Source organism: Streptococcus sp. HMSC061E03 (assembly GCF_001813505.1).
In the GTDB taxonomy this organism is placed as follows: Bacteria; Bacillota; Bacilli; order Lactobacillales; family Streptococcaceae; genus Streptococcus.
Map to the genome: position 1 here is coordinate 883,737 of NZ_KV812784.1, position 22,835 is coordinate 906,571.

Consider the following 22,835-nt stretch of genomic DNA (forward strand, 5'->3'; position numbering starts at 1 on the left):
TCCATTCATTATAACTTCTTTGATAACTATATCCCATAAAAACTACCCATCCTACCATCAATCCCACCATCAATCCAAACATCGTAAAAATAAATATAAAAAATTTTTTCATCATGAATACCTTTAGTTTTTTTTGCCTAATTAATTTGGTTATTTGTTCCTATCGACAACCTAAAATTTCATCCTAGTCACCTTTTAGTTGTACTTGCGTATGGGCTAGCAGGTCACCTAGGTGCCTCTTATCATTCCGAAACATCGTCATTACCAGTAGCAAAACTGCAAGGAGAGTCGCCGAAATAGAGAGGCTAATGGATAACACATCAAACTCACTATAGAAGCCATGAATCGTGCCCATATGACCGAGTTGCCAAGGAAAAAATTTGATGACATTTCTAATCAAGCTTGCCTGCACTGTTTTTTTCTGGTAGACCAGTTCCAGTCCCACTTTTACCTTCCCAAAACTGCCATCATTTTTATAATCCAAGAATGTGAAAAGGAGCGTGATTGGCAAAACAGAGGTGAAAAATACAAGCCACTGTGACTGAATTTCTGTAAACTCTGGGACGCCATTAAAAAAGATAATGTAAATAAGCATCGAACCTAAAAACAGAAGTACTAAATAAGCTAGAATGAAAAGATAATCGAATAGAAATTCCATCATTCTTTTTTTAACCGAAATAGGATTGATTGTTAAGATCTTCATCACTGTCTTCCCCCTTCTCATCTCCTATTATAATATAAGGGTGCGAATAAAGATACTATTTATAAAAAGAAGCCCGCAATCTCTCGATTCCAGGCTTCTTTCTTACTGCTCTTCCCTATAAATAACAAATCCATTTGGTTGGATGGTTAATTGTTCACCAGAGACGCTCCCCAGACTGATCAGATCTGCTTGTCCTCTTTCTAGAACAATGTCTTTCTTGGAGTGGTTAAAGTAGGCTTTAAGGAGCTGTCCTTCATGCTGCCATTCTACTGCTACTACATCTGGCTCTATTTCTTTCAGACTCACTTTACCATGCTGGATAACGCCCGCTACTTCTTTTCTGAGCTGGATCAAGTCCTTCATAAAGTTCAGCATGTCATTGTCTTCTGACACGCGCTCCCAAGGCATGACACGGCGGCAATCTGGGTCTGGACCACCAATGAGGGCTAGCTCCGTTCCATAATAGATACATGGCGTTCCTCGTTGCAGATAGAGGAAGGCAAGAGCAGACTTGACGGACTGAAGATCGCCTTTGGCCGTCGTCAGGATACGCTCTGTATCATGGGAGTCCAAGAGGTTGAACATCACCTCAGAGATCTGCTGCCTGTAGTACATAGACTGGCTATTGATCTCCCAAATGAAGCGTTGCGTCTCCTTATGCCCCCGCAGGAAATAATCCTTGATACTCTCAGAAAGGGGATAGTTCATCACCGCATGGAACTCATCACCATTAAGCCAAGGTTGGGACGAATGCCAGATTTCCCCGAGGATATAGAGGTCTGGCTTCTTGGCCAAGACCGCCTTACGGAAATCTCGCCAGAATTGATGATCGATTTCATTAGCCACATCCAGCCGCCAAGCATCGATATCAAACTCTTCAATCCAGTATGTCGCAACCTTCAAGAGATAGGCCTTCACCTCAGGATTAGCCGTATTTAGCTTGGGCATATAGCCCGCAAAGGCAAAAGCATGGTAAGACAAGTCGCGACTATTCCACAGATTTTCTGAGGAGACAGGAAACTCCTTAATATGGAACCAGTCCTTGTAAATCGAATCCTCCCCGTATTTGACCACATCCTGCCATTGGGGTGAATCATAGCCAATATGGTTAAAGACGGCATCCAGCATAATCTTCATCCCACGCGCATGGGCCTCTTTCACTAGCTGGCGGAAGGTCTCCTTATCTCCAAAATGTCGATCAATTTCAAAATAATCAATGGTATCGTATTTGTGGTTGCTTGGAGATTCAAAAATCGGGCAAAGGTAGAGCCCTGTAATTCCTAACTCCTGCAAGTAGTCCAGATGATCGATGATCCCTTGCAAATCACCACCAAAGAAATCCAATACTTGAGGAGCAATAGAGGCATCCCAAGGACGAACACCTTCTGGTGAAATGGCTGGATTCCCATTGGCAAAGCGCTCAGGAAAAATCTGATACCAAACCGTCTGCGCCACCCAGTCCGGTACAGCACACCCATCAATCTCATGGATAAAAGGAAGCTTAAAACCGTTCATGACGAAGTCCAGGTTCTCCTTGTTGTAGGCTGCCACACCCCGGTCTCCGTACAAGATCTTCTCTCCCGCTGTGTCCTCTAATTCAAAGAGATACTGGATCCGGGCATGGCGGACAGATACCGACACTTGCCAATAATCAAAGAGGTCGTCGGTCGTCACCTTGTCCATTTCCTTGGTCGCCTCATATAGATCCTCTATAAAAATAAAAGGATCCCCATAGTGCAAGACAATCCGTTTGATATCTTCTTTCTTGGTGCGGATGCGAATGTTGAGCTGGCCATCCTTATAAAGATAGGCATACTCCGATTCAGGCCGGTGGTAAATCGCTGTTAATTCCATCTGTCTCGTCTCCTACTTTTCTCTCTGTTCATCATTTACCGTTTTATGCAAACGATTCCATAAACTATTTCTAGTATACTACTTTATAAAAACGTTTGCAAGATCTTGAGAGAATATTAGACCTCTAACTTTTTAAGATTGTAATGCCACACAAAAAGCCCACCATTTGGGGGCTTTCTCATCATCTAAATGACTGATACTTATTCCTTACTTGTATGCCGCTTTCCAAGACTTAGCGCTTGCTCTTCTGACATTTCAACTACTTTCGCAAAGTTGGTATTTCGTGGCATGCTATCTTTAGAATACCAATAAACATCCGCACTCCCATTTCTGGCCACATAAACAACTGGAGCTAGTTGAGGAGTTGGTGCTGCAGGCTCGACAGGTTGGACTGGCTGAACTGGCTCTACTGCTTGACTCGGTTGAGGGGCTTGACTTGGTTGCGTCTCTACAGAAGGGCTGGCTGGTTGTGGTTGGCTACTTGGTTCTGTCGGCACTAAAGATGGCTTGGCAGTCCCCTTCAGATAGTCAATGGTCGCATTCTTAGAGTAGTTGTCCAAGGTCACGGTGGTGATCCCATAAGCATCTACCGACTCTTTGGGACTACTTAGATGGATAGGTAAAAGGTTGCCATCTCGATCAATTCCCACATATTGCAAGGTCACCTGCCGAGGAATCAATTCATCCCCCGTGTAGACAGGCGTCACCTTATAATCTAGCCAATAATTGGGGTGGGTGGCCAGCCAACTATCGAGTCGTTTCTCGTAATAGAGCATGCCTTCCACATTACTATCCGCTGTCCCTTTATAATTCCCCGTATTGGTCCAGGCAGTTAAAGGAACCAGATTTTTCCCTTCATTAGTCAGTCCACTAAATTGATAGCCAATCAGATGTCCTCTATGGAACAGCCAGGCCTTCTTCCCTTTGTTTCCATAAGCAATCTTATAATTGTGCCAGCCAACCGGATTATAGTTGAGACGTGGTTCTCTTTTTTTCTTTGGCTCATCCTTGTCCTGCAACTGAATATGAGCTGAGGTCGCACGAACTAAATGATCAAAATCTCCCAGTACGAGCTGCTTACTGCCATTAAAAGGCAGTAGATGAAGACTCTGGTAATCGAGGCCCGTTTGCTCAGCTTGAGCCCCTTGAACAATGGCCAAGGACATAAAAACCGAGACAATCGCAACAATAACATTTTTCAAAAACCGTTTTGTAACCATGATTGAAACTCCCACATTTCTATCTAGTGATATTATAGCAGAAAAAACGGTTACAGACATAGAAGATAGATAATTTCTTCTCCTATTTCAATTATATGTTTTTAATGAGTTTATTCTCACTTTAATATTCTTTAGTATATAAAATACGGACTATTATTTAAATACATAAAATAATACACAGCTTTCCTAAATCAACTTATATTCATACCACTCTTCATCTACTTTCTGAAATCCCAAAGCCAAAAACATTCTTTGACTTTGAGTATTAAAAGGATAAATTTGAGCAGTTACCTTAACCATTTTTTTCTCTTTGGCCAACTGTATCATTTCAGAAATACATCGTCTTCCAATCTGTAAATTCTGATACTCTTTGCTGATCACTATAGAAAGTTCCGAGTTATCTTGAAGTGTCACATCTCCAACTAACACTCCCTCATATTGGATATAATAGCACGAACCATGTGAAGTTAGGTAATCATACATTTTATGAAGTTTTGTTACATCGTAAATCTGATCAGTATTATCCACTTGTTTGCAAACCTCACTATCCTGATACCAAAGAAGGGAGATGGCATCATTTCTATAATAAGGAATAAGAGTGATCCGATCATCTACTATTCTATTCATCATGACTTGTTCTTATTTCTATTTAGAGGGTTCTTCCGATACTTCAATATTCCCCATCAACCAATTGGACATCTTTTTGCCCTTGTCTTTATAAGGGTTAGGGGGAAACAAGGTAAATGGGGGAATGCTGGCATCTGGGAAGAATAGTTCTACACTTATCGTTCGCTCGCGATTATGATCGACGTAGGCTGTAAAATAGATATGGTAATGTCCGCTCACATCACCACCATTATCATACTCTCCTCTAGCAGTATTTGGTAAGAGCGTCACAGATTTTATGTCTTGCTTTTCCTGGGCTAAGTGTGCGATGATCTCACTCTTAATAGCAGCCTCATGATTTCTGACGAAATTCCCATCATCACTATATCCAGGATGCTCACTAAGAGAATAGAAAACAATAACCATCAGAAAAGGGAGAGAAATTAAAAAAATAATCAGCTTATTTGATTTTAACATGGGGGTCCTCATTCATTTTATCTTTTGACAACTCATCAATTTTAATCAAAGACAGCGTTTTATAGTACGCTGGGATTTGTGGCATTCTCATAAACACAAAACCAAACCACGATATAATACCATTCACAATCAATAATGCTCCTTCAGTTCCATTACTAGTTCCGATAAAAAAACTCAAACAAACAATATTAGCTATTACCGTGATATACCAATCGATCATTCGTTTCCCTTTTGGTTCAAAAACAAGACAGTATGATTTGCTATCTTTAGGAATTCTCGAGTCAAATGTCCGTTTGGCACGTTTTCCATACCAAACCGCCATTAGATAGGATAAAAGCATAGAGAAAGCAAATATACCTAATTTCAAAATAATTTGTTGACTGACTCCCCAGCTGATAAACGCCTTTTTCATGAACCTATAGGAAATACCGACCAGTGGTTGAACCATAATGGCTATTGTAGATGTTCCTAACCGAGTTTTAGATCTTATTTCAAAACTGTCATTGGAAGGAGATAACTCAACCATATTTGCAGTAACTTTCTTAGGAAGCCAACCCAAGAAATAGGATTTTCCTTTTATCGAAGTAGAATCTAAAATGAATTTTTTATTGTTATACTCAACGATTCTAAAAACTGCTATATTCGAATATTTAAATTTTAAATCCATATTTATCTTTCTAAGCTTATCAGAGTCAAATTACCCTTGAGTTAAAAGAATTTATTCGATTTCACGAATACCTTCAAATGTGATCATTCCAATTCTACGATGCATCTTATAATACTGCAGACATTTCAACTCGGCGGTTACTCTTTTCAATTTCGTTCATGGAAACCTCATTCTTTTTCAAAAATAACACTACTAATTTGCACAATCTTTTGATTAGATTTTAGTTGAATAGTTACTCTATATATAGTTGAGCTAGAATGATTTACTAATACTATACATGTTGTTTCCTCTGGTAAATCATATTTGCTTTTTAGATGTTTATAGAGGTCAGAGTTATTTTCTGGCTGATATACAATCTCACGAAGTTCTGTTTCTGCACTCTTAAAGGTCTCCTTTACATCTAAAGAAGTAAAGAAATCTCTTTGTACCACTAAATTAAGAATTTCTTCATCATATAAAGGAGTTACCTCCGACCCATAATTTAACTTCCCATTAGAATATGTAACCGGAACAGTTTTGTTATCCTCGCCAAGTGTTATTGTATAATCACCTTTAATATCAGATTGAGTGATATTTAAATCTACTTCGTATTTTTTTACTTCATCTTGATTTTTTATATAAACTCTACTAGTGTATGCCTTTAATCCTGTAAACTCCTTCTTATCTTGCTCCAAAAATTTAAACAAAGGTTCAAACGTTTTTTCAAATTCGTACTGTTCCTTTGTTCTGTTTTTGGGAATGGTTTCACCACCAAATCCATTAAGGAATGCTAAAGTATACAGAGCAATTCCTACAAACATTATCCATAAAAGCCATTTAAATTTTTTCATATTTCCTTATTACTCTCTTTTAAACACAAAGTCCTTCAATCTACTTATAAAAAATCTTGACCCAATCCTGCTTTGCACTGAGGATACGAGCAACATACACTGTATGCTTCTCCATATAATAAAATGCGAGATAGTTCTCTATTGGCATATAACGATAGGGTTTCCCATCATTCGTCATCTCACCATAGCCCCGGCTTGATACCAGAGGACAGGCTTCTGGAAACAGTTCTAGGGTCTCAAGAGCACTTAATAGCAAATCAACTTTGCCATCTGCAGCTTGCTGGCTATAAAAATTCACAAGAATATAGTCGTGAATGCCACGCAAGTCCTGCTTAGCCTGATCTGCAAGAAAGACCTGATAGCGTTTCAACTTAGTCAAGACCAAATTCCTTTCTCACATCGGCTACAGAAGTGACTTTCCCTTGAGCAATTTCCTGGTGCCCAACTAAAATCTCCTTCTTCAAATCCTCAAAGGCCACTTGATACTGCGTGTTCTGCAAATCACTTGAAACAAATTCTCTTGGATCCACAGTCCCGTTAGCAATTTTTCGAAGTGCTGCATTTAGGACATCTGACACAGAAATTTTTTGATCCGCAAGTACCTCTTTTGTTTTCTGGTAAAACATCTCATCTGCTCGAAAATTCACTGCTTTCGTGTTTGCCATTTCTACCTCTCCTTTGTACATACAATTTGTATATACATTCTACCATACATAAGAGAAGGGATTCAAGTGAAAAATGGATTCCTCTTTCACTAAATAAAAGTTGTAAGAGATAAGAAATTTGAGTGCGTAACTGGTGACAAATAGTTTTAAAACGGAAAAAGGTGATAGATTGTTCTGTCTATCACCTTGTGTTTGCTATTGATTATCTTGTACTTGTGCTTTGCTTTTCTAAATCATGACACATACAGATCCATAATATTCTAAAGGGTCGGAATTACGTCAATATTTAGGACTTATTATGTCACATGCTTCTTTTTTCTCTGAAGTCTCTTTCTTTTCTCGAAAATAAAAAAGTTTTTGTCAAGGAAATTTTTTAAAAATAATCTTGTTCATGACCTTACGTAACGATGTATAATAAGTATGAGGAGGTGGGTAATGATGGCTAAATATAGAGCAATTCCGGAAGGATTTATGACAGTTGGGCAACTTGCTAAGAAAATGGGGGTTACCGTCCGTACTTTACAATACTATGATAAAGAAGGGGTGCTTTCCCCATCGGCAGAAAGTGAGGGAGGTCGCAGGCTTTATACCGATAAAGATATAGTGCTACTCCATCAGATTCTATCTTTAAAATCACTAGGCTTTTCTCTCAAGGATATAAAGAGCCGTTTGATCTCATTGAAAACACCTGATGATGTTGCTAAGGCTCTTACAGAGCAAGCAGATATTCTTCGTAAAAATATAGAGCAACTTAAGGATTCTTTAGTCGCAATAGAGCAGTTAAAGGCAGAAGTTTTACAAATACAGACGGTCAATTTTAAGAAGTATGCAGACATCATCGTCAATCTACAGATGAAGAATGACTCCTACTCTCTCATTAAGCGCTTTGATGATGATACGCTCGACCAGATACGCAGTCGATTTGACAAGAAAAGCGGGCAAGATTTTATGGATAGGTTGAACCGCCTAAGTGATCAAATCGTGGAGCTTCAGAAAGAAAACGTACCAGCTGAAAGCGAACAATGCCAACAGGTTGTGCAAGAATACTGGAGCTTGATTATGGAGTTTACAAATGGTGATATGAGCATGCTTCCGAAGTTGATGGAGATAGGGAATATCGATACCGCCTCAAACGCTTGGGAAGAAAAGCAAAAAATCGTTAATGATTATTTAGGGCCTGCTTTACAAGTCTATTTTTCAAGGCTTGGAACAAATCCCTTTGAGGAGGTAGAACCATGAAAGACGCAATAGAGGTTTCTGGATTAAAGAAAAGTTATGGTAGCAATATGGTTCTTAGAGGTCTCGATTTTCAAATCAAACAAGGAGAAATCTTTGCTCTGCTCGGAGTGAACGGAGCTGGTAAAACAACCACGCTTGAATGTATCGAAGGTCTGAGAAAATATGATGAAGGCACTATAATTGTAAACGGGAAAACCGGAATTCAACTACAGTCCTCCTCTCTACCCATCCACATCAAACCGATGGAAGCCATAAAGCTCTTTGCAAAATGGAATCATACATACATTGATGATGCTATGCTAAAGGCCCTTGGCATAAAAGAAATGAAGGAGTCGCAATACATAGAATTATCCACCGGTCAAAAAAGAAGATTACATCTTGCTCTTGCACTTATCAGTAATCCGGATATTATTTTTCTCGATGAACCGACAGCGGGACTTGATGTTGAAGGAAGACTATCCCTCCATGAACAAATCCGAAAGCTCAAATCACAGGGCAAGACAATTGTTTTGGCAAGCCACGATATGGCCGAAGTTGAAACCTTATGTGACCGCATTGCTATTTTGAATAGTGGAAAGATTGTCTTTTGTGGTACTCCTTCAGAACTGACAGACAGGTTGGGAAGAAAATATTTCATCCATTTAAAGACCCAGGACGGAGAGAAATCTTTTGAAACAGATACGATCGAGGACACTTTGATTTCATTATTGGAAGAATGCAAACAGAAACATATCCAAATACTGGATATTAAGGTGGATCGTGGCACACTGGAGCAGCATTTCATCGAAATGGCAAGGAGGGGATCGGAATGAATGGTTTTTTATATAGCCTAGCATTACAGTGGAAATTGGACATACGAAGTAAGTCTCTCCTGGTTACTTACTATATTGTACCGCTTATTTTCTTTCTTCTCATGGGTGGTATTTTTACTTCCGTTATACCTAATATGGGTAGCACACTCATACAGTCAATGATTGTCATGAGTGTTTCCATGGGGGCCTTTCTCGGCTTACCGGCTTCCTTGATTGATACATACGGAAGCGACATAAAAAAGATTTATAAAGCAAATGGTGTGCCTATTCACTTAGGATTGGTGACCATGGTTCTCTCTGCCTTTGTTCATTTGATAATGACTTGCATAGTGATCCTACTACTTGCTCCTATTTTATTTAAAGCAAGTCTACCGAGTCAACTTCCCCTATTCTTTCTCGCGCTGGGCATCTACATTTTCGTATCGTTAAGTATCGGAAGTATACTGGGCCTTACTGTAAAAAATCAAGCAAAGCTTACCATGATAGCGCAACTTGTCTTTTTACCCTCAATTATGCTCTCAGGAATCATGTTTCCTAGCAACTTACTACCTGATTTTCTTCAAGCAATCGGGCGTCTTTTCCCAGCCTTTTGGGGATTCCGATTGATGGTCAATCATGGTTTTGGTCTTGAAAATCTTTGGTATCTGATTCTTGTATCCTGTATCTCAGTAATGACTTGTATCCTCCTCTTGAATCAGCAAAAATCTAACTAGGTGCCTGAATAAATCCATAGCAACATTAACTATTAAGCAAAAAGCGACGAGATTATTACTTATCTCGTCGCTTTAGTGTTTTTGGTTGTCTTTATCTAATCTCTGTTATGTTATTGAAACTTCTTGCTCCCATCGCCTAAGCACATCTTTTAAAGGCTCATCAAGATAGGTATAGGCCTTATCTTTAATCCAATCAGGTATGCCATAAGCTGCTTCTGCTATACTTCCTGTGATAGCAGCAAGAGTATCACTATCCCCACCAAGAGAGATGGCATTTCGAATTGCATCTTCAAAATCTGTACTTTCAAGAAAGGCAATGATAGCCTGAGGTACTGTATCCTGACAAGTTTCATTGAAACGATAGCTAGGACGAATTTCATTCAGAGATTGAGAAAGATTATAGCCATACTCCTTCTCTATTTTTTCCTTGATACGTTTCTTACACTCTATAGGGTTATCATTGATTGGTTGCCCGTAGTCACTACAGTAGCCCCCAAAGTAATACCGACACATAAAGATAGCATCAGACGTCGCCATAGCTCCTTTGACGCCTTCTGGATGATTATGAGTCACCTCTGCGGAAAGTCGAGCAAGAGCTCTGCTAGTTGGCCAGGTACCTGTTCGTGCACAATAGCAACAAGCCATGACCCAAGCACAGGGAGAAACACGCATGGCAGAGCCATTGCCAAAGCTATTATAAGGGGCGCGGTCATTGCTATGAATCCATGCGTCAAACCTAGCACCATAACCAGCATCAGGATACATCCTACCATACTTCTTCATGGCATCAATAAAGTCATCCTTCTGACCGCCATTCATGATGGCTTCAGCAACAGCACAGGTCATAACCGTATCATCAGTAAAAAAACAATCCTCACGAAATAATGGAAAGTCTTTCGTTTTAATATTGTCCCATTCGTAAACAGAACCAACAATGTCTCCAACTATTGCTCCTAGCATCAGATTCCTCCCTATTACATATCAGATTCATTAAACATTTCCAATGAATCGCTCTTTAAAAATGGCTCAACCAAATCAACCCACTCTTGAGGTAGATAAGCTGATAAATAGCCGTGGTTATAGCCTTTAGCTTCATACAGGATCGTATTGGGATGGAGCTGCTGAAATAATTTCGCTGATGCTTTCACACAGTTTAATTCTTTTTCACCGTAGATATACAGAACCTGCGCCTTGCTAGCAGAAATCGTATCCTTGAGCTTGTAACGCCCCATATAGGTTTTGTAAATAGTCACTAATGTTTTGATAGGCGTCCTTGGCAGATCCTCCAAATAATATGCTTTTATCTCCTCTGGATAGGCCAGTTTAGGATAGAGTTTGTTCATCATGCTTAATTGAAGTTTACAAGAGAATTTACTGAACATCAGTTTACCAAATAGTGATACTAGAAAGATGCTGAGTTTAGCTAACCCTGGTTGAGGAATACAGAGGCTTCCGTCTATGATGGCCTTCTCGGCAATTTCGCTGTCTAAGGACAAAAGCTCCATAGCAATTTGACCACCAAGTGAAACACCACCAATCGCAAACAACTTCCCGCCACAGTGTTCTTTGATATAGTCTAGGATCTCCAAAGCAGAATCTTCCGTAGAAACATAATCGAGTTGGTACTCTTCACCGTGACCATTCAAAGTAGGTAAAATAACACGGTATTCTTCTGATAAGATCCGTGCTTGGCGAAGATAATTCCACCAAGAACTGCCACCGCCATGTATCAGCAAGATAGGAGGCAAATTCTTATCACCAAATTCATGGAATTTCATATTTAAACTCCTTACTGTAAGACTTTCACTAGATACATCCCTCGTTTAACGTTATTGTACTGATATATTTAGACAGAGTTTTTATTATCTATCTCACAAAAAAGAATGAACCTGCCACTCCTTTCTGAAATCTATACCTCCACCTATTTCTCCAGTTTTATCACCTTATCATAGCGCTTCAAGTCCTCTTCACTATAGTGATGAATCACTTCTACAAGTGTTTGAGGGAGGGAGAAGAGAAGTTGACTGATTTTCTCTTGATTTTTAAAGTCCAGATTGGCTTTGACCTCATCAGCTAGGATAAATTGGCGATTGTGATAGAGAGCACGGGCAATTTCCAAGCGCTGCTTCTCACCGCCTGACAGAGTCTGGTTGCTAAGATTTTTGTTTTGAAGAGTTTTCAAACCAGTTTGCCGAAGGATTTCATCCATCCTTACAGTATCAAGTTCTTGTCCCAAAGCAATATTTTCCTCAAGGCTTAAACCATCAAAGATATGACTAGACTGGAGAATGTAGGCTCCTGCTTGATAGAGTTCATCCGAGGTTAGCTCTTGCCCATGGTAACGAATCTGACCATGACTAGGCTCAATTTCACCATAGATTAGGTTCAGTAAGGTTGTTTTTCCAGAACCACTTTCTCCGATAATGGCAATCTTTTCACCTTCCTCAATAGTAAGATCACAAGGGGCTAGGATTTTTTGACCATCACGCTCTACACTGACTTTCTCTAACTGGATAGGAAAGACGGAACCTTCGAGAACAGAAGGCATATCCAAGTCTACTCCCAACAATTTTTGATATTTATCACAGAGAGACTTGGCTGATTTTCTAGTATTGATAAAATAAGATAACTCCTGAAATTGATAGCCAATATTATACGATACGAGGTAAATTCCTACAAAGCTGGCTGCAGATAGGTAGTTATAATAGGTCATGAAACCACCAATGACAATGGGCGCAACAGAGCAAAAAGCATCAATTCCATTGATAAAGAGACTATTTATGGTCCGTTGCTTTTCATAGGCGATTTCTTCCTTTAGAGCCTTGTGCAAATCTTTAGAAAACAGTTTGTAAAACAAGCTTTGTCCCCGATAATACCGTATGGAACGAGCACCTGCGATCATATTGGTTGCTTGAGAGACATAGGCTTGATTAGCTAAGGACTTCTCCTTCGTAATTTTATCCAAACGTTTAGAGCCAATTCCACTACAAAGAACAGGTATCGAATAAAAAATGATAAAGAGCAAGCCAAGATAAAAATTAGTCCAAAGAGCATAACAGATAGAGACGGTTGTAAATCCCAAAGAAGAAATGATAATAACAGTCGGCTCAATAAAATTATCTTCTAGCTGTTTTACATCATTTTCCAAGTCTGACAAAACTTCTTCATCCGCTATCCGACGGCTATATAGAAAAGTCTGAAAGATAGCCTTCTTAATACCCGACTTGAAGTCTGTCAGCACTCGTGCATAGTAATAACGTTTCCCCGCCAAACCCAGCAAGAGAATCAAATTTCCAACAATCCCCCAAAACAAGACCTGCCATAGCAAATGCAACTGGTGATTGGTAAAACTAGAGACAATATACTGAATCAAAGCTGGTGTAATGATAGCCTCCAGCCAAGTAATCATAATCGCCACAAAATAGAAGAATAAGTGCTTCTTGGTTACATAAGATCTAAGCATAACGTATAAACCTCCTAAAGTTATTTACCAACTTAGATAGGCGTTTTTTATCTCTTTGCTGGGATACAAACACTTTAAAAATATTTCATTCAAAGATTTCTATGCTTTACCAGCAGAACTACAGATTCAACGTGGTGCTAGAAAGCATCTATATTATAGAACAAAAAGTGACTAGTTTAGCTTTGTTATTAGATTATTGAACGAATTCATCACTCTAAGAGAAGAGTTAAAAGCTGATTACGTCTACTCTAAAATATTATAACATAGAAAAATAAAAGGGTAAATGGAAATTAAACCCTAACAATTCCATCTATCAAACCAAGATACTAAACTTATACTCTTGCTCTAATATTTCCTATGTACACGAGAAAAGCCTTGACCTCAAGGCTTTTTACAATCCCTTTTATTACAAGTTTTTTACGCTTTTACCTACCGTTTCGTCGTACACTCCTTACTCTACGACAGCTATACCCCAGGGCACCTTCTCGCATGGGCGGACTCAAAAGGTTCAATGAACCTTTTGAGGATTAGCTACGTTTCACTAACAAACTCACACACTCTACGTGTGGTGCTAGTAAACTTCTATATTATAGAACGAAAATGATTAAGTTGTTGTTTAAAATTAAACTTTAGAATGAAACTATTTTATAGTTAGCATTTTTCAAACTTTATAGCTGATAATTGTCACTTAATAAATTTACTTGCTAACTTGTAAACTTTTTGAATCTCTTTACTCTTAACGTCCCAACTATCAAGTTCTTCTTTGATCAACTCTGGAAATTTTTTGCTAATATCCCTCAAAGCATTACCAACTGATTTTCTAACATATTCACTAGAATCTTCTTTTAATGTTGCGATTCGTTTAATAGCTTCATCTGGATTATCCTTGAAATATGGTCTACTCGTCCATATTCTCAAACCTTCTGTAACAGCTCTTCTAACATTTGGATTACTGTTTTGTAACCATTCGTCAATAACCGGAAGAGATTTTTCATAACCTGTTTGCTTACAAAATTCATCAAATGCTTTTGCTAATACTTCTTGAACTCTCCAATTGTCATCCTTTGAAACCTCATCCCTCAAAAAGATCAAAATTTCTTCACACGATAACAAATGGCCAAAGAGAAATACACTGTACATTCTAACTTGATATACATTGGATTTAAAAGCTAAAAATGCTAATTCTTTGGTATACGCATTATCGTTTGATTGATAGTCAGCAAGAGCTCTTTTCTCTTCTTCTTTAAATCCATTTTCTATTAAAGAAAATTCTTTTTCTAAATTTAAAATATATTCTTTCATGTAACTTGACCCCGAAACAACATTCCAAGTTTCAAGATAATTCTCGATAGGTATTAATAAAGAATTGAATTCGTTATAATATGAGCAAATAATCTTGACATTTTTTCAAATTGATATTTAAACCCTTTTATTATTCAGCCTTTTCTCAATCAAATACCAACTAGGAATGATTTGCTTCATATCATCATACCATTCTAAAATTTCCTTGGCTTGATTTTGCATTACTGCTATTTCTTCGATTCCGTAAGGAACAGACCATGGCAGAGCACCAACTATGTTATTTATAATATAGATAGCAAGAAGTTTCCAAAATAAATCTGGAACCTTATGATCAAAATATCCATCTATCATACCAGACGCAAAAGAGGGAGAGACTTGAGCAGACCACACAATACGATTGAATTCCTCCCAAGGATCTCCGATGTCAAGTCGATCAAAGTCAATGACATAAATTTCTCCATCTTCACCAATCATGAAATTCCCGATATGATAATCTCCATGTTGGAAAACCTGAGGTCTATCTTTTAACAACTCTCGATTTGCATTTAAAAACTCAATAAAGGTCTGACCATTTTCATATTGAACGGGACATTCTTTGTATTTGGAGATTTTGTCATCAATTTTTCGATTATAAAAGACCTCCCAATCTTCACGAACTTCTGTAATAGGGAGTGAATGAATTTTTTGGAGGATTCTTCCTGCTTCTACTCCGTAAATGTATTGTTGTTCTTTTGAAACAGTTAAAATGGTTTCTCTTGCATCTTTCCCATCTATCCATTCATGTAAAGAATGTACTTCGTCATCGCAGAGTTCTATGCTAATCGGTTTACACATAGGAACTCCAAGAGAAGCCACCTTCTCCATCATATCAAATTCAAATCTTTTAGAATCTAACTTCTCCTTATCAGAAACACGCAAGAAATATTTTTGCTGATTTTGATCTGTCACACAATATTTTTTATCATCTGACCAGCCTTTATTTATGCCTATCTTACTAATAAAATTCATCAAGCACTCTCCGATTCACCTTCCAACACTTCTTGCAGCTTTAACTAGTAACCCATCCAGTTCGTCTACACTTTAATTTCCTAGATCCAGATTTACATTATGAAAACTAGTCAATTTTCTCAATAATGTTTCCAAGTTTATCTAGTACAAGACAGGAATGATCATTTAATGGAATTATGGGAACATTAACGAGTTCTTCAGCTCTATCCTTATTAGCTTTATCATTTCAGGAATCATAATGGACACTAATTAAAAACTGACTAAAGAGTCCTAATCCATTTTTTATCTTTATCTGATGATCTGAATTATCATTAGGTGAAACATAGACTTTTTCTCCTAATAATAGGGCTCCTGCAGAAAATCCCATAACTTTCGCCCCTTTATTCAGCATATGATCGATATAATTTTTGAACTGCTGATTGACGTAAGTAGCTATATACTTTTCCGTATTTCCACCACCGATAATAATTAGATCAGCATCTAGATAGCTATCAAAAAAAATCTGCTCAGTGTCCAAGAGTAAGTGATCAGTGTTTAGATTAGGAAATTGACTTTGGAAAACTTCCGTGTACTTTTTCATATACGATTCCCAATTTTCTCGATAAACTGTAAAAATGACAATTCTTTCGATCTTCCTTGATGACACAATTTTATTAACAATCGTATGGTTCTTTATCGGCGGATTTCCACCCATCAAAAAAATTTGTTCGTCCAAACTTTCACACTTTCTAAAGATACATAAATTTTTACCACGTTCTGAAATTATAATTTCTTCTTAAAATAAATAAGTCTATTTGCCTCCTGAAATCCAATATTGAGATGAAATCTTATAGAATCCGTATTCGTTAAAGTACAGTCACTTGCAAATTCCTTACATCCTTTATTTTTTGCCCATTCCTCACATTTTGTACAGAGATTTTTAGCAATATCCTTTAAACGATATTCCTCGTCGACAATAATCCCTTCTAAGAATCCAACAGGACTATATTTACAACCTTCAACATAATCAAATCTGAGTGAACATAGTGCTAGACCTACAATTGTGTCACCTTCAACTTCAGTAAAGATTGCAGTATTTTTGCCATTCGTATATTTTTTTACTTCATCAATAGCTTCTTTTTCGGTCAATTGGGGCCATAATTGTTTCATTAGTTTAGCCATTTTTATAGAATCTTTTGTTATTCCATCCATATTGATGTTCCTCCGCAAATTACAAGCAAATGTTTCGAATCATGCTGTTACTTTGTTACTCATTGATTGATACCAATACTATCCCCTTCTACTTCGCTGATGCCTCAGCTCGTACAAGCAGTGATACTGCCTCAACATGGTGTGTCTGTGGGAGTTCAAAGCTCCAGTGGAGCTTTGAAGCATCTCGCCTTGAAATGTCAAAGCGAGATGTTTAACTGCGTTTTACCAATAAACTCACACACTCAACATGTGGTGCTAGCAAACTTCTATATTATAGAACGAAAGTATGTAAAAGTGATTTTGGAATAATACTATAGAACGGAACTATTAAAATTTATTTAGTAAGGAAATTCCCTAACTCACTGACCAATCCTTGCTTTATAGAACAGAAATCAATACTCTGAACTTTCGTCGCACGTAATGTAATTTTTTCTGCAGTAGTATAAAAATCTAATTCATCTTGAGTGAAGAAATCTACTGCATCATATCGACGTATAGGTATAAGTTTTTCATTATAATAAACCAGCATTTTAATCGGATTGACTCGCAATACCTCAGCCACCCCAGAATCCGCAGTTGCGAAATAATGGAGATAAATCACATCTGAGTTTTCAATACAATTGAATAAAGTACTTTGTTCCAATAGTCTTATATGAAAAATATCCCATGCTGTATTATGTATTTTATCAATTAAATTCTTAGCCCCTAGCTGCAACTTTTTAAATATTTCTTGAACAGCACTATCATTTTTCAAAAAAAGTATTAATAAAGTCATTTCCAATTCTAAAAATACGCATAAATCCTCAAAACAATAGCGTTTAAACTCAGCGACTTTAACTTTTGTAGAAAGATTTTTTGTATTTTTCAAAATGAATGCTTTCAATATATAGCAACACACTGCCTCATACTGTTGTATCACCTCATCATTGCTTAGGTAGTTTTCTGCATCTTCCCAGATTTCTTTCATCCAAATATATTTATCTGGTTTTAGAGTCTGAGGCACATTAGATTGAAAAACTTCAAAATCAGTGCTATCAAAATAAACATAACTTTCAATCATTTTGGCTAATAATTCACGATTTAGTGGGGTGGTATATCTTTCCATTAAAGCAGTTGAAATATTATTTGTTAGACGCAACGATTTAATATCGTGTAAAAACTTAATTAAATTCTCCTTATCAGGGACATTTCTCCCTCTATATAAATCATGTATGTAGGTAAAAATGTTTAAGTCATAATTGATAATTCTGGCAACGGGTAAGAAATTATCCTTAGCATTCACAGTATTTTTATCAATAACCCAAATTTTTTGATAATCTCCCAAACCAATCAGATTAAACTTTCCATAGCTAAATGATTTGCCTATGTTACCAAAATTTGACTTTTCTTCATCAAATAGAAAAACTCTACACTCATGAAGGTTCCATCTATTGAAAACTTCTATTTTCTGTATGGTCGTTTCACACTTAACTAGCTCCTGAATAAAAGGATATATTTCAAGCATAGGTGTTTAACCTCCCAAAATACTTAGTTGTCTTGTTCATAACGAATAACTTCTTCCCAATAATCATACTCATCACAAATATACAACATTGCATTAAATAACTTCAAAAACTCTTGTTCTTCGATTTCTTTCTCCCACCGACCATGACTAATCATATGACGATTTGGTTCATCAAGTGTAAATCTATTAGTATCTTTGAAGAAACTATAGAGCCAGTGCATCAGTCCTACATCGCTAAAAGACTTATCAATAAATATACTATCAATTTCTTTAATTGCTCGGTGACCTACTGGTATTTTTTTCTCTAATGAAGTCATTTCTGAAATTCTATTTAGTGCACCATCAATTGCCAAACTTCCCAGAGTGTATGCTGCATAAAAGTTTCGATTAAAGTAGCAATCAACCATTGATTTTACAAGAGGAGCTGAATAACACGGCGAATTTTGTAAGTCAATAATAAAATCCTCATTTTTTAGTTTATCCCTAAGCAGCTCTATCCATTCGTCCTCCAAGGTATTCCATTCCTCAGCAAGTAAACGTTGATAAACACTTCTATCACGAAAATAAATAACCCATCCATTTTCTGCCAGCAGTTGAACTCGAGAAATAATCTGCTCAATTTCTTCTTTTGTATAAATCGAAGGCAATGACTTTAAAAGATCACTAATGCCAATAAAAATCTTTGAATAATCATTTTGATAGCCCGCAATTAAATTTTTAGCAGACTCTGCAATATTTTGAATTGCTTGCAAGTGAGTGTTTGAAAACATCTTATTGTACGAAGCAATCAGTTCTGACATGGCATGGGCAGCACTTTTGTTCACTTGAATTGATGGATCCAAACTTGCTAAAGGAGTCGTCAAATTAGCAACATTCACTAATTTAGATATACTTAATGCATTTGAATCCGCAATAATTCCTGAAATATTGAAAGTATTTACTGCTGCTTGAAAGTTACAAAAGGACTCAGCCAAAGCAGAAATAGCTGCAGTATTTTGTTCCCACTTTATCTTCTCAGAGAGGTTTGTTGTGCTGTCTGAGGGAATTTTTATAGAGTCTATTTCAATTTTCTTCACTTCATTACTATCAGTCATCTTCCCCTCCCAAAACAGCTTATTTATATTGATTATTATACCACTAAAACCACAAAAAAGATCTCAACTATTCAATCACAGTCACTTACAACTCTACCTCAGTCTATCTAAAAATTGAAAACAATATTCTCTTTTTATGGGCTAGTTATAGTGTCCAATAACTAGCCCATAATCAATCTATTCAAAACCATTTTATAGTTAAAATTTTTAATCGTTAACTAAAATAATATTTAAAAAAGTTATTGATTCCTGTCACATTGTAATACTCACTATAAAAATTTCTAGATTTTCTGTAAGAATATAACCCACTATTCTACTTCGCTGATGCCTCAGCTCGCACAAGTAGTGCCACACACTCAACATGTGCCGATAGGTATTACCTATATTATAGGACAAAATAGATACTCAAGATTTGAAATTATATTATTCAACGAAAATATTATCAACATGATTCCATGCCAAATAGTTTATTTTTGTTTTCAAATCAATATTTGGGATGAGGACTATTCGATTCGAAAAAACTTCTTGATTATTTGACAATATTTGTTGTAACGTTGCTCTAGGGACTTGTTCTTCATTAGAGTATAGGAGATTAACCTGGTAATACAACTTTAATTTACCATCTTTATTCTTTTTACTTTTTAAAGTAGTTGCCATCAAGTTTTCGATTAATGAAAATGTATTTCCCTCATTACTATTTGGTTTCCAAACAGTTTTATTTGACCACTCTGATTGAGGAAATATATTTTCTTGATTACTAGAGTTAAAATTAAACTTAGGAATATTATAAATCAGTTGATGACCAAGAATGTGTCCAGTGTGAAAAATCGAATTTGGATACTTTGATTTTTTTAATTTTCGCTTCTGATTTTCACGTATAAGTGAAGATGAATTAATAAGTGCCCGACCTCCCATTGCACAATTATTTCTAAATGAAAAATTTTCTGCAAAATCATACTTGTCGTCAGAATCAGTTTGAAAAAAATCTTGGTCAAAATCTGAAGTAAATGATGATAGAAAAAATGCCCCATAATGAAAAGTTTTCGCTAAATCATCAAACCTCACAATATTAACTTTTTCTAATACACTTGTACCAACAAATAGTGATTCAATCATTTCTAAACTTGGATATTTAAAATCTGTCATTTATGAACCTCATTAGGTAGTTTTCAATCTTATTATACCACTAAAACAACAAAAAAACTGCAACCTTTCGGTCACAGTCTCTTATAAATCTACCTCAGGCCCTTCTAGGAAAGTGACTACAATTTGTCCAGCTTCTGAAATACTGATGTGGTCGAGAACTTGATTTATAATAACTCCATCAAATTTATCTAAATCTAGTATCTGATACATCTACTTTGCATAGTTCTTATGAAGAAGATTTTCTCCTCGCTCTAGCTTTTGCCATTTAGCTACCACACTATCTGTATGTTCTTGTAGCAGTCCAACTGCTTTCATAAAAGCTTTTTCAAGCATTTCTTCATCGATTTAATTGTTTAAACATCCAATTTGGCCTTTGATCCTATATCGATTATTACACTGCCAAACCTTCCGTTTACCACGACTTGTCGTCCAGTTCTTTCGACCAAACGCTGAACCACATTCGGAACAGTAAATCATGATAGTAGAAGAAGCATTTCAATAATTTATTCGTGGCCGTTAGCTATATTTCTTTCCCCTAAAACTCCTTTTCAATGAAAACAAACACGTACTCACAAGATAAATGAAAATAGGATTAGATAATTTCTAGCTATCATTTCTACTCACTCCAAAAATTCTCTCACTCTTATACTTCCCTAGCACATAATAAAAAGCCGTACAATCAAGGCTTTTCATTATTGCTCCGTTACAAGTTTTTTACGCTTTTCACTAACAAACTTACACACTCAACATGTGCTGAGAGCTTTCTTCTATACTAATAGACGAAAGGGTGTGAAAATGATTTTTAAATGATACTGTGGAACGGAACAGTAGCCCTAGTATTGACTACTGTCGTTTCTATTCATATTGGCTATTCTAGGACTGAGATGAAAAAATCTATAAATGCTCAGAATAAAATTGAACCCGCAAATCTCCCCAAAACAATGGTGAGTCATGTACTTGTATTATTCCGAAAAAATACACCTCTGGTGCAGTGAGACAAATTGGTGTATCTTATAGTGGCTTCGTAGATGAAAGCTATACTCTACTATCACTCTTTGATGATGTAGAACAAATTGAAAAAGATAATAGACTTCAGACAGCTATTGATGTTGTCAGAGAACAGTTTGGTTTTTTAGCCATACAAAAAGGAACCGTCCTAACTGAAGGTTCCAGAAATATTGAACGCAGTAAACTTATCGGTGGTCATTCCGCGGGTGGATTGGAGGGATTAAAATGAAACAAGAAAAAAATACAGTACAATTTTCAGAAATCCGTAGCAAAGGATGTAATGATATTGAAATGCTTGAAAGATTTTTACATGGAATCGTTGAAACAGCAACTTCAAAACTTCGTCAGAGAAAACTCAAAACAACTGAAATATCGATACGACTAGTACATGCTAAATCTGAAAACCGATTACCATTGGAATTTACATTTAGCATTAAGCCAACAAGCTCATCTGTGATAATCTATACTGAGGTAATCAATCGCTTTAAAGAATGTTACACAGGTGGGGGAATTCAAGGTTTTACGATTCAATTTGATAAAAATACCCTTGCCTCTGCATAGAAAGGATTTGATATGATTGACCGTTCATATTTACCATTTCAATCAGCAAGAGAGTACCAGGATACAAAGATGCAAAAATGGATGGGCTTTTTCCTATCTGAACATGCATCAGCACTCTCTGATGATACAAACAAAGTAACGTACATGTCTGACTTATCACTAGAGAAGAAATTATTACTCCTCAGTCAAGTATACGCCGGGCAGCTACGCACACGCATTCAAGTGATTGAAAAAAACAAGCGTGTTTCCTACACTGGAACAATACCAAGTCTGACCAAAGATTTCATTTTGATAAAAACTACAACAGGTCACATCAATTTGAAATTAAAAGACATTATTAGTATTGAACTTGTCGAGGAGGTGCTCTATGAATCAGCTTGAGTTTCAGCGTAATCACCTACAAATGGACTATTATAGCGAGAGCTACCAAGATTTTGAACGTGACTTCTACCGCTACTCTAACATGAATATTCCATTGACCTTCCTAACTGATGATATCCTAAAAACAATGGCGACTTCACGTAAGAATTACTTTGTCCTCAATAAGGAAAAGTCCAGAGATAACCGCGATCACTTCTTCATATTTGAAGTAAGTACCGTAGATGAGAATCCGCTAATCTATCATTATACATATAAGAAAACTACAATATATTTAGCAGAAAAATAGGAGCAGTTCAATTGACTGTTCCTATTTTTAATATTCATAAAATCTAAAGTCTTTATACTCTTTAACAATGGAGTCGCCAACCAGAACAGACTATACTGACCAGCG

At 36.7% G+C, this 22,835-nt stretch carries 25 protein-coding genes and 2 pseudogenes; 7 read left to right on the forward strand and 20 right to left on the reverse strand.

Features of this window, described 5'->3' with window-relative positions:
- Positions 1-184: 184 nt before the first annotated feature.
- From HMPREF2917_RS04470 to HMPREF2917_RS04510, 9 genes are all read right to left on the reverse strand, one after another.
- Positions 185-724, reverse strand: a complete 540-nt coding sequence (locus HMPREF2917_RS04470) for an RDD family protein (RefSeq protein WP_070589175.1) — start codon at positions 722-724, stop codon at positions 185-187.
- Positions 725-805: 81 nt separating this feature from the next.
- Positions 806-2,557 carry a glycoside hydrolase family 13 protein gene (locus HMPREF2917_RS04475; RefSeq protein ID WP_070589177.1) on the reverse strand — a complete coding sequence of 584 codons (1,752 nt, stop codon included), beginning with the start codon at positions 2,555-2,557 and terminating at the stop codon, positions 806-808.
- Between the two features lie 200 nt (positions 2,558-2,757).
- Positions 2,758-3,777, reverse strand: coding sequence for a DNA/RNA non-specific endonuclease (locus tag HMPREF2917_RS04480; RefSeq protein WP_070589178.1), 1,020 nt, complete (start codon positions 3,775-3,777; stop codon positions 2,758-2,760).
- 186 nt (positions 3,778-3,963) lie between these two features.
- Positions 3,964-4,407 carry a GNAT family N-acetyltransferase gene (locus HMPREF2917_RS04485; protein ID WP_049472772.1) on the reverse strand — a complete coding sequence of 148 codons (444 nt, stop codon included), beginning with the start codon at positions 4,405-4,407 and terminating at the stop codon, positions 3,964-3,966.
- A gap of 15 nt (positions 4,408-4,422) precedes the next feature.
- The gene (locus tag HMPREF2917_RS04490) at positions 4,423-4,860 is read right to left on the reverse strand and encodes a hypothetical protein (protein ID WP_070589180.1); all 438 of its coding nucleotides are present in this window, start codon (positions 4,858-4,860) and stop codon (positions 4,423-4,425) included.
- Positions 4,844-5,527 (reverse strand): DUF443 domain-containing protein, encoded by a 684-nt coding sequence (locus HMPREF2917_RS04495; RefSeq protein ID WP_070589182.1) that lies wholly within the window; start codon positions 5,525-5,527, stop codon positions 4,844-4,846. The genes HMPREF2917_RS04490 and HMPREF2917_RS04495 overlap by 17 nt, the downstream gene beginning before the upstream one ends.
- Before the next feature lie 167 nt (positions 5,528-5,694).
- Positions 5,695-6,357 carry a hypothetical protein gene (locus tag HMPREF2917_RS04500; RefSeq protein WP_070589184.1) on the reverse strand — a complete coding sequence of 221 codons (663 nt, stop codon included), beginning with the start codon at positions 6,355-6,357 and terminating at the stop codon, positions 5,695-5,697.
- Positions 6,358-6,397: 40 nt separating this feature from the next.
- Positions 6,398-6,736: a type II toxin-antitoxin system RelE/ParE family toxin gene (locus HMPREF2917_RS04505; RefSeq protein ID WP_070589729.1), complete on the reverse strand. Its 339-nt coding sequence runs from the start codon at positions 6,734-6,736 to the stop codon at positions 6,398-6,400.
- A complete protein-coding gene (locus HMPREF2917_RS04510; RefSeq protein ID WP_070589185.1) occupies positions 6,729-7,022 on the reverse strand; it encodes a type II toxin-antitoxin system RelB/ParD family antitoxin in 294 nt (97 codons plus the stop codon). Before HMPREF2917_RS04510 ends, HMPREF2917_RS04505 begins: the two co-directional genes overlap by 8 nt.
- A gap of 435 nt (positions 7,023-7,457) precedes the next feature.
- On the opposite strand from HMPREF2917_RS04510, the gene HMPREF2917_RS04515 reads away from it, so the two are divergent.
- The 3 genes from HMPREF2917_RS04515 to HMPREF2917_RS04525 are packed head-to-tail and all read left to right on the forward strand — an operon-like array spanning position 7,458 to position 9,786.
- Positions 7,458-8,261, forward strand: coding sequence for a MerR family transcriptional regulator (locus HMPREF2917_RS04515; RefSeq protein ID WP_176745946.1), 804 nt, complete (start codon positions 7,458-7,460; stop codon positions 8,259-8,261).
- On the forward strand, positions 8,258-9,073 hold the full coding sequence (locus tag HMPREF2917_RS04520; RefSeq protein ID WP_070589187.1) for an ABC transporter ATP-binding protein: 816 nt from the start codon (positions 8,258-8,260) through the stop codon (positions 9,071-9,073). The genes HMPREF2917_RS04515 and HMPREF2917_RS04520 overlap by 4 nt, the downstream gene beginning before the upstream one ends.
- The gene (locus tag HMPREF2917_RS04525) at positions 9,070-9,786 is read left to right on the forward strand and encodes an ABC transporter permease (protein WP_070589189.1); all 717 of its coding nucleotides are present in this window, start codon (positions 9,070-9,072) and stop codon (positions 9,784-9,786) included. Before HMPREF2917_RS04520 ends, HMPREF2917_RS04525 begins: the two co-directional genes overlap by 4 nt.
- Before the next feature lie 105 nt (positions 9,787-9,891).
- On the opposite strand, the gene HMPREF2917_RS04530 is transcribed toward HMPREF2917_RS04525, so the two are convergent.
- The 11 genes and pseudogenes from HMPREF2917_RS04530 to HMPREF2917_RS04580 all read right to left on the reverse strand — a co-directional run.
- Positions 9,892-10,746, reverse strand: coding sequence for an ADP-ribosylglycohydrolase family protein (locus HMPREF2917_RS04530; RefSeq protein ID WP_070589191.1), 855 nt, complete (start codon positions 10,744-10,746; stop codon positions 9,892-9,894).
- A 14-nt stretch (positions 10,747-10,760) separates the two neighbouring features.
- Positions 10,761-11,564 carry an alpha/beta fold hydrolase gene (locus tag HMPREF2917_RS04535; RefSeq protein WP_070589193.1) on the reverse strand — a complete coding sequence of 268 codons (804 nt, stop codon included), beginning with the start codon at positions 11,562-11,564 and terminating at the stop codon, positions 10,761-10,763.
- Between the two features lie 143 nt (positions 11,565-11,707).
- Positions 11,708-13,249: a streptosactin export ABC transporter GggC gene (locus HMPREF2917_RS04540; RefSeq protein ID WP_070589195.1), complete on the reverse strand. Its 1,542-nt coding sequence runs from the start codon at positions 13,247-13,249 to the stop codon at positions 11,708-11,710.
- 684 nt (positions 13,250-13,933) lie between these two features.
- The gene (locus tag HMPREF2917_RS04545; protein ID WP_070589197.1) at positions 13,934-14,551 is read right to left on the reverse strand and encodes a DNA alkylation repair protein; all 618 of its coding nucleotides are present in this window, start codon (positions 14,549-14,551) and stop codon (positions 13,934-13,936) included.
- Between the two features lie 117 nt (positions 14,552-14,668).
- On the reverse strand, positions 14,669-15,559 hold the full coding sequence (locus HMPREF2917_RS04550; protein ID WP_070589199.1) for an aminoglycoside phosphotransferase family protein: 891 nt from the start codon (positions 15,557-15,559) through the stop codon (positions 14,669-14,671).
- 106 nt (positions 15,560-15,665) lie between these two features.
- Positions 15,666-16,274: pseudogene (locus tag HMPREF2917_RS04555) on the reverse strand (Type 1 glutamine amidotransferase-like domain-containing protein).
- Between the two features lie 47 nt (positions 16,275-16,321).
- Positions 16,322-16,750 carry an aminoglycoside 6'-N-acetyltransferase gene (gene aac(6'), locus HMPREF2917_RS04560; RefSeq protein WP_070589201.1) on the reverse strand — a complete coding sequence of 143 codons (429 nt, stop codon included), beginning with the start codon at positions 16,748-16,750 and terminating at the stop codon, positions 16,322-16,324.
- Between the two features lie 334 nt (positions 16,751-17,084).
- The gene (locus HMPREF2917_RS04565; RefSeq protein ID WP_070589203.1) at positions 17,085-18,254 is read right to left on the reverse strand and encodes a hypothetical protein; all 1,170 of its coding nucleotides are present in this window, start codon (positions 18,252-18,254) and stop codon (positions 17,085-17,087) included.
- A gap of 23 nt (positions 18,255-18,277) precedes the next feature.
- Positions 18,278-19,348, reverse strand: coding sequence for a hypothetical protein (locus HMPREF2917_RS04570; protein WP_070589205.1), 1,071 nt, complete (start codon positions 19,346-19,348; stop codon positions 18,278-18,280).
- Positions 19,349-19,771: 423 nt separating this feature from the next.
- The gene (locus tag HMPREF2917_RS04575; protein ID WP_070589207.1) at positions 19,772-20,494 is read right to left on the reverse strand and encodes a DNA/RNA non-specific endonuclease; all 723 of its coding nucleotides are present in this window, start codon (positions 20,492-20,494) and stop codon (positions 19,772-19,774) included.
- An 81-nt stretch (positions 20,495-20,575) separates the two neighbouring features.
- A pseudogene (locus HMPREF2917_RS04580) lies at positions 20,576-20,962 on the reverse strand (zinc ribbon domain-containing protein); the annotation flags it as partial.
- Between the two features lie 523 nt (positions 20,963-21,485).
- Between HMPREF2917_RS04580 and HMPREF2917_RS04590 the strand changes: the two are divergent.
- The 4 genes from HMPREF2917_RS04590 to HMPREF2917_RS04605 are packed head-to-tail and all read left to right on the forward strand — an operon-like array spanning position 21,486 to position 22,730.
- Complete coding sequence (locus HMPREF2917_RS04590) at positions 21,486-21,731, forward strand: hypothetical protein (RefSeq protein ID WP_001813542.1); 246 nt, start codon at positions 21,486-21,488, stop codon at positions 21,729-21,731.
- Positions 21,728-22,063 carry a DinB/UmuC family translesion DNA polymerase gene (locus HMPREF2917_RS04595; protein ID WP_000806926.1) on the forward strand — a complete coding sequence of 112 codons (336 nt, stop codon included), beginning with the start codon at positions 21,728-21,730 and terminating at the stop codon, positions 22,061-22,063. Before HMPREF2917_RS04590 ends, HMPREF2917_RS04595 begins: the two co-directional genes overlap by 4 nt.
- A gap of 12 nt (positions 22,064-22,075) precedes the next feature.
- Positions 22,076-22,444 (forward strand): hypothetical protein, encoded by a 369-nt coding sequence (locus tag HMPREF2917_RS04600; protein ID WP_000567222.1) that lies wholly within the window; start codon positions 22,076-22,078, stop codon positions 22,442-22,444.
- Positions 22,431-22,730, forward strand: a complete 300-nt coding sequence (locus HMPREF2917_RS04605; RefSeq protein ID WP_001072467.1) for a DUF5960 family protein — start codon at positions 22,431-22,433, stop codon at positions 22,728-22,730. The genes HMPREF2917_RS04600 and HMPREF2917_RS04605 overlap by 14 nt, the downstream gene beginning before the upstream one ends.
- The last annotated feature ends 105 nt before the right edge of the window (positions 22,731-22,835 follow it).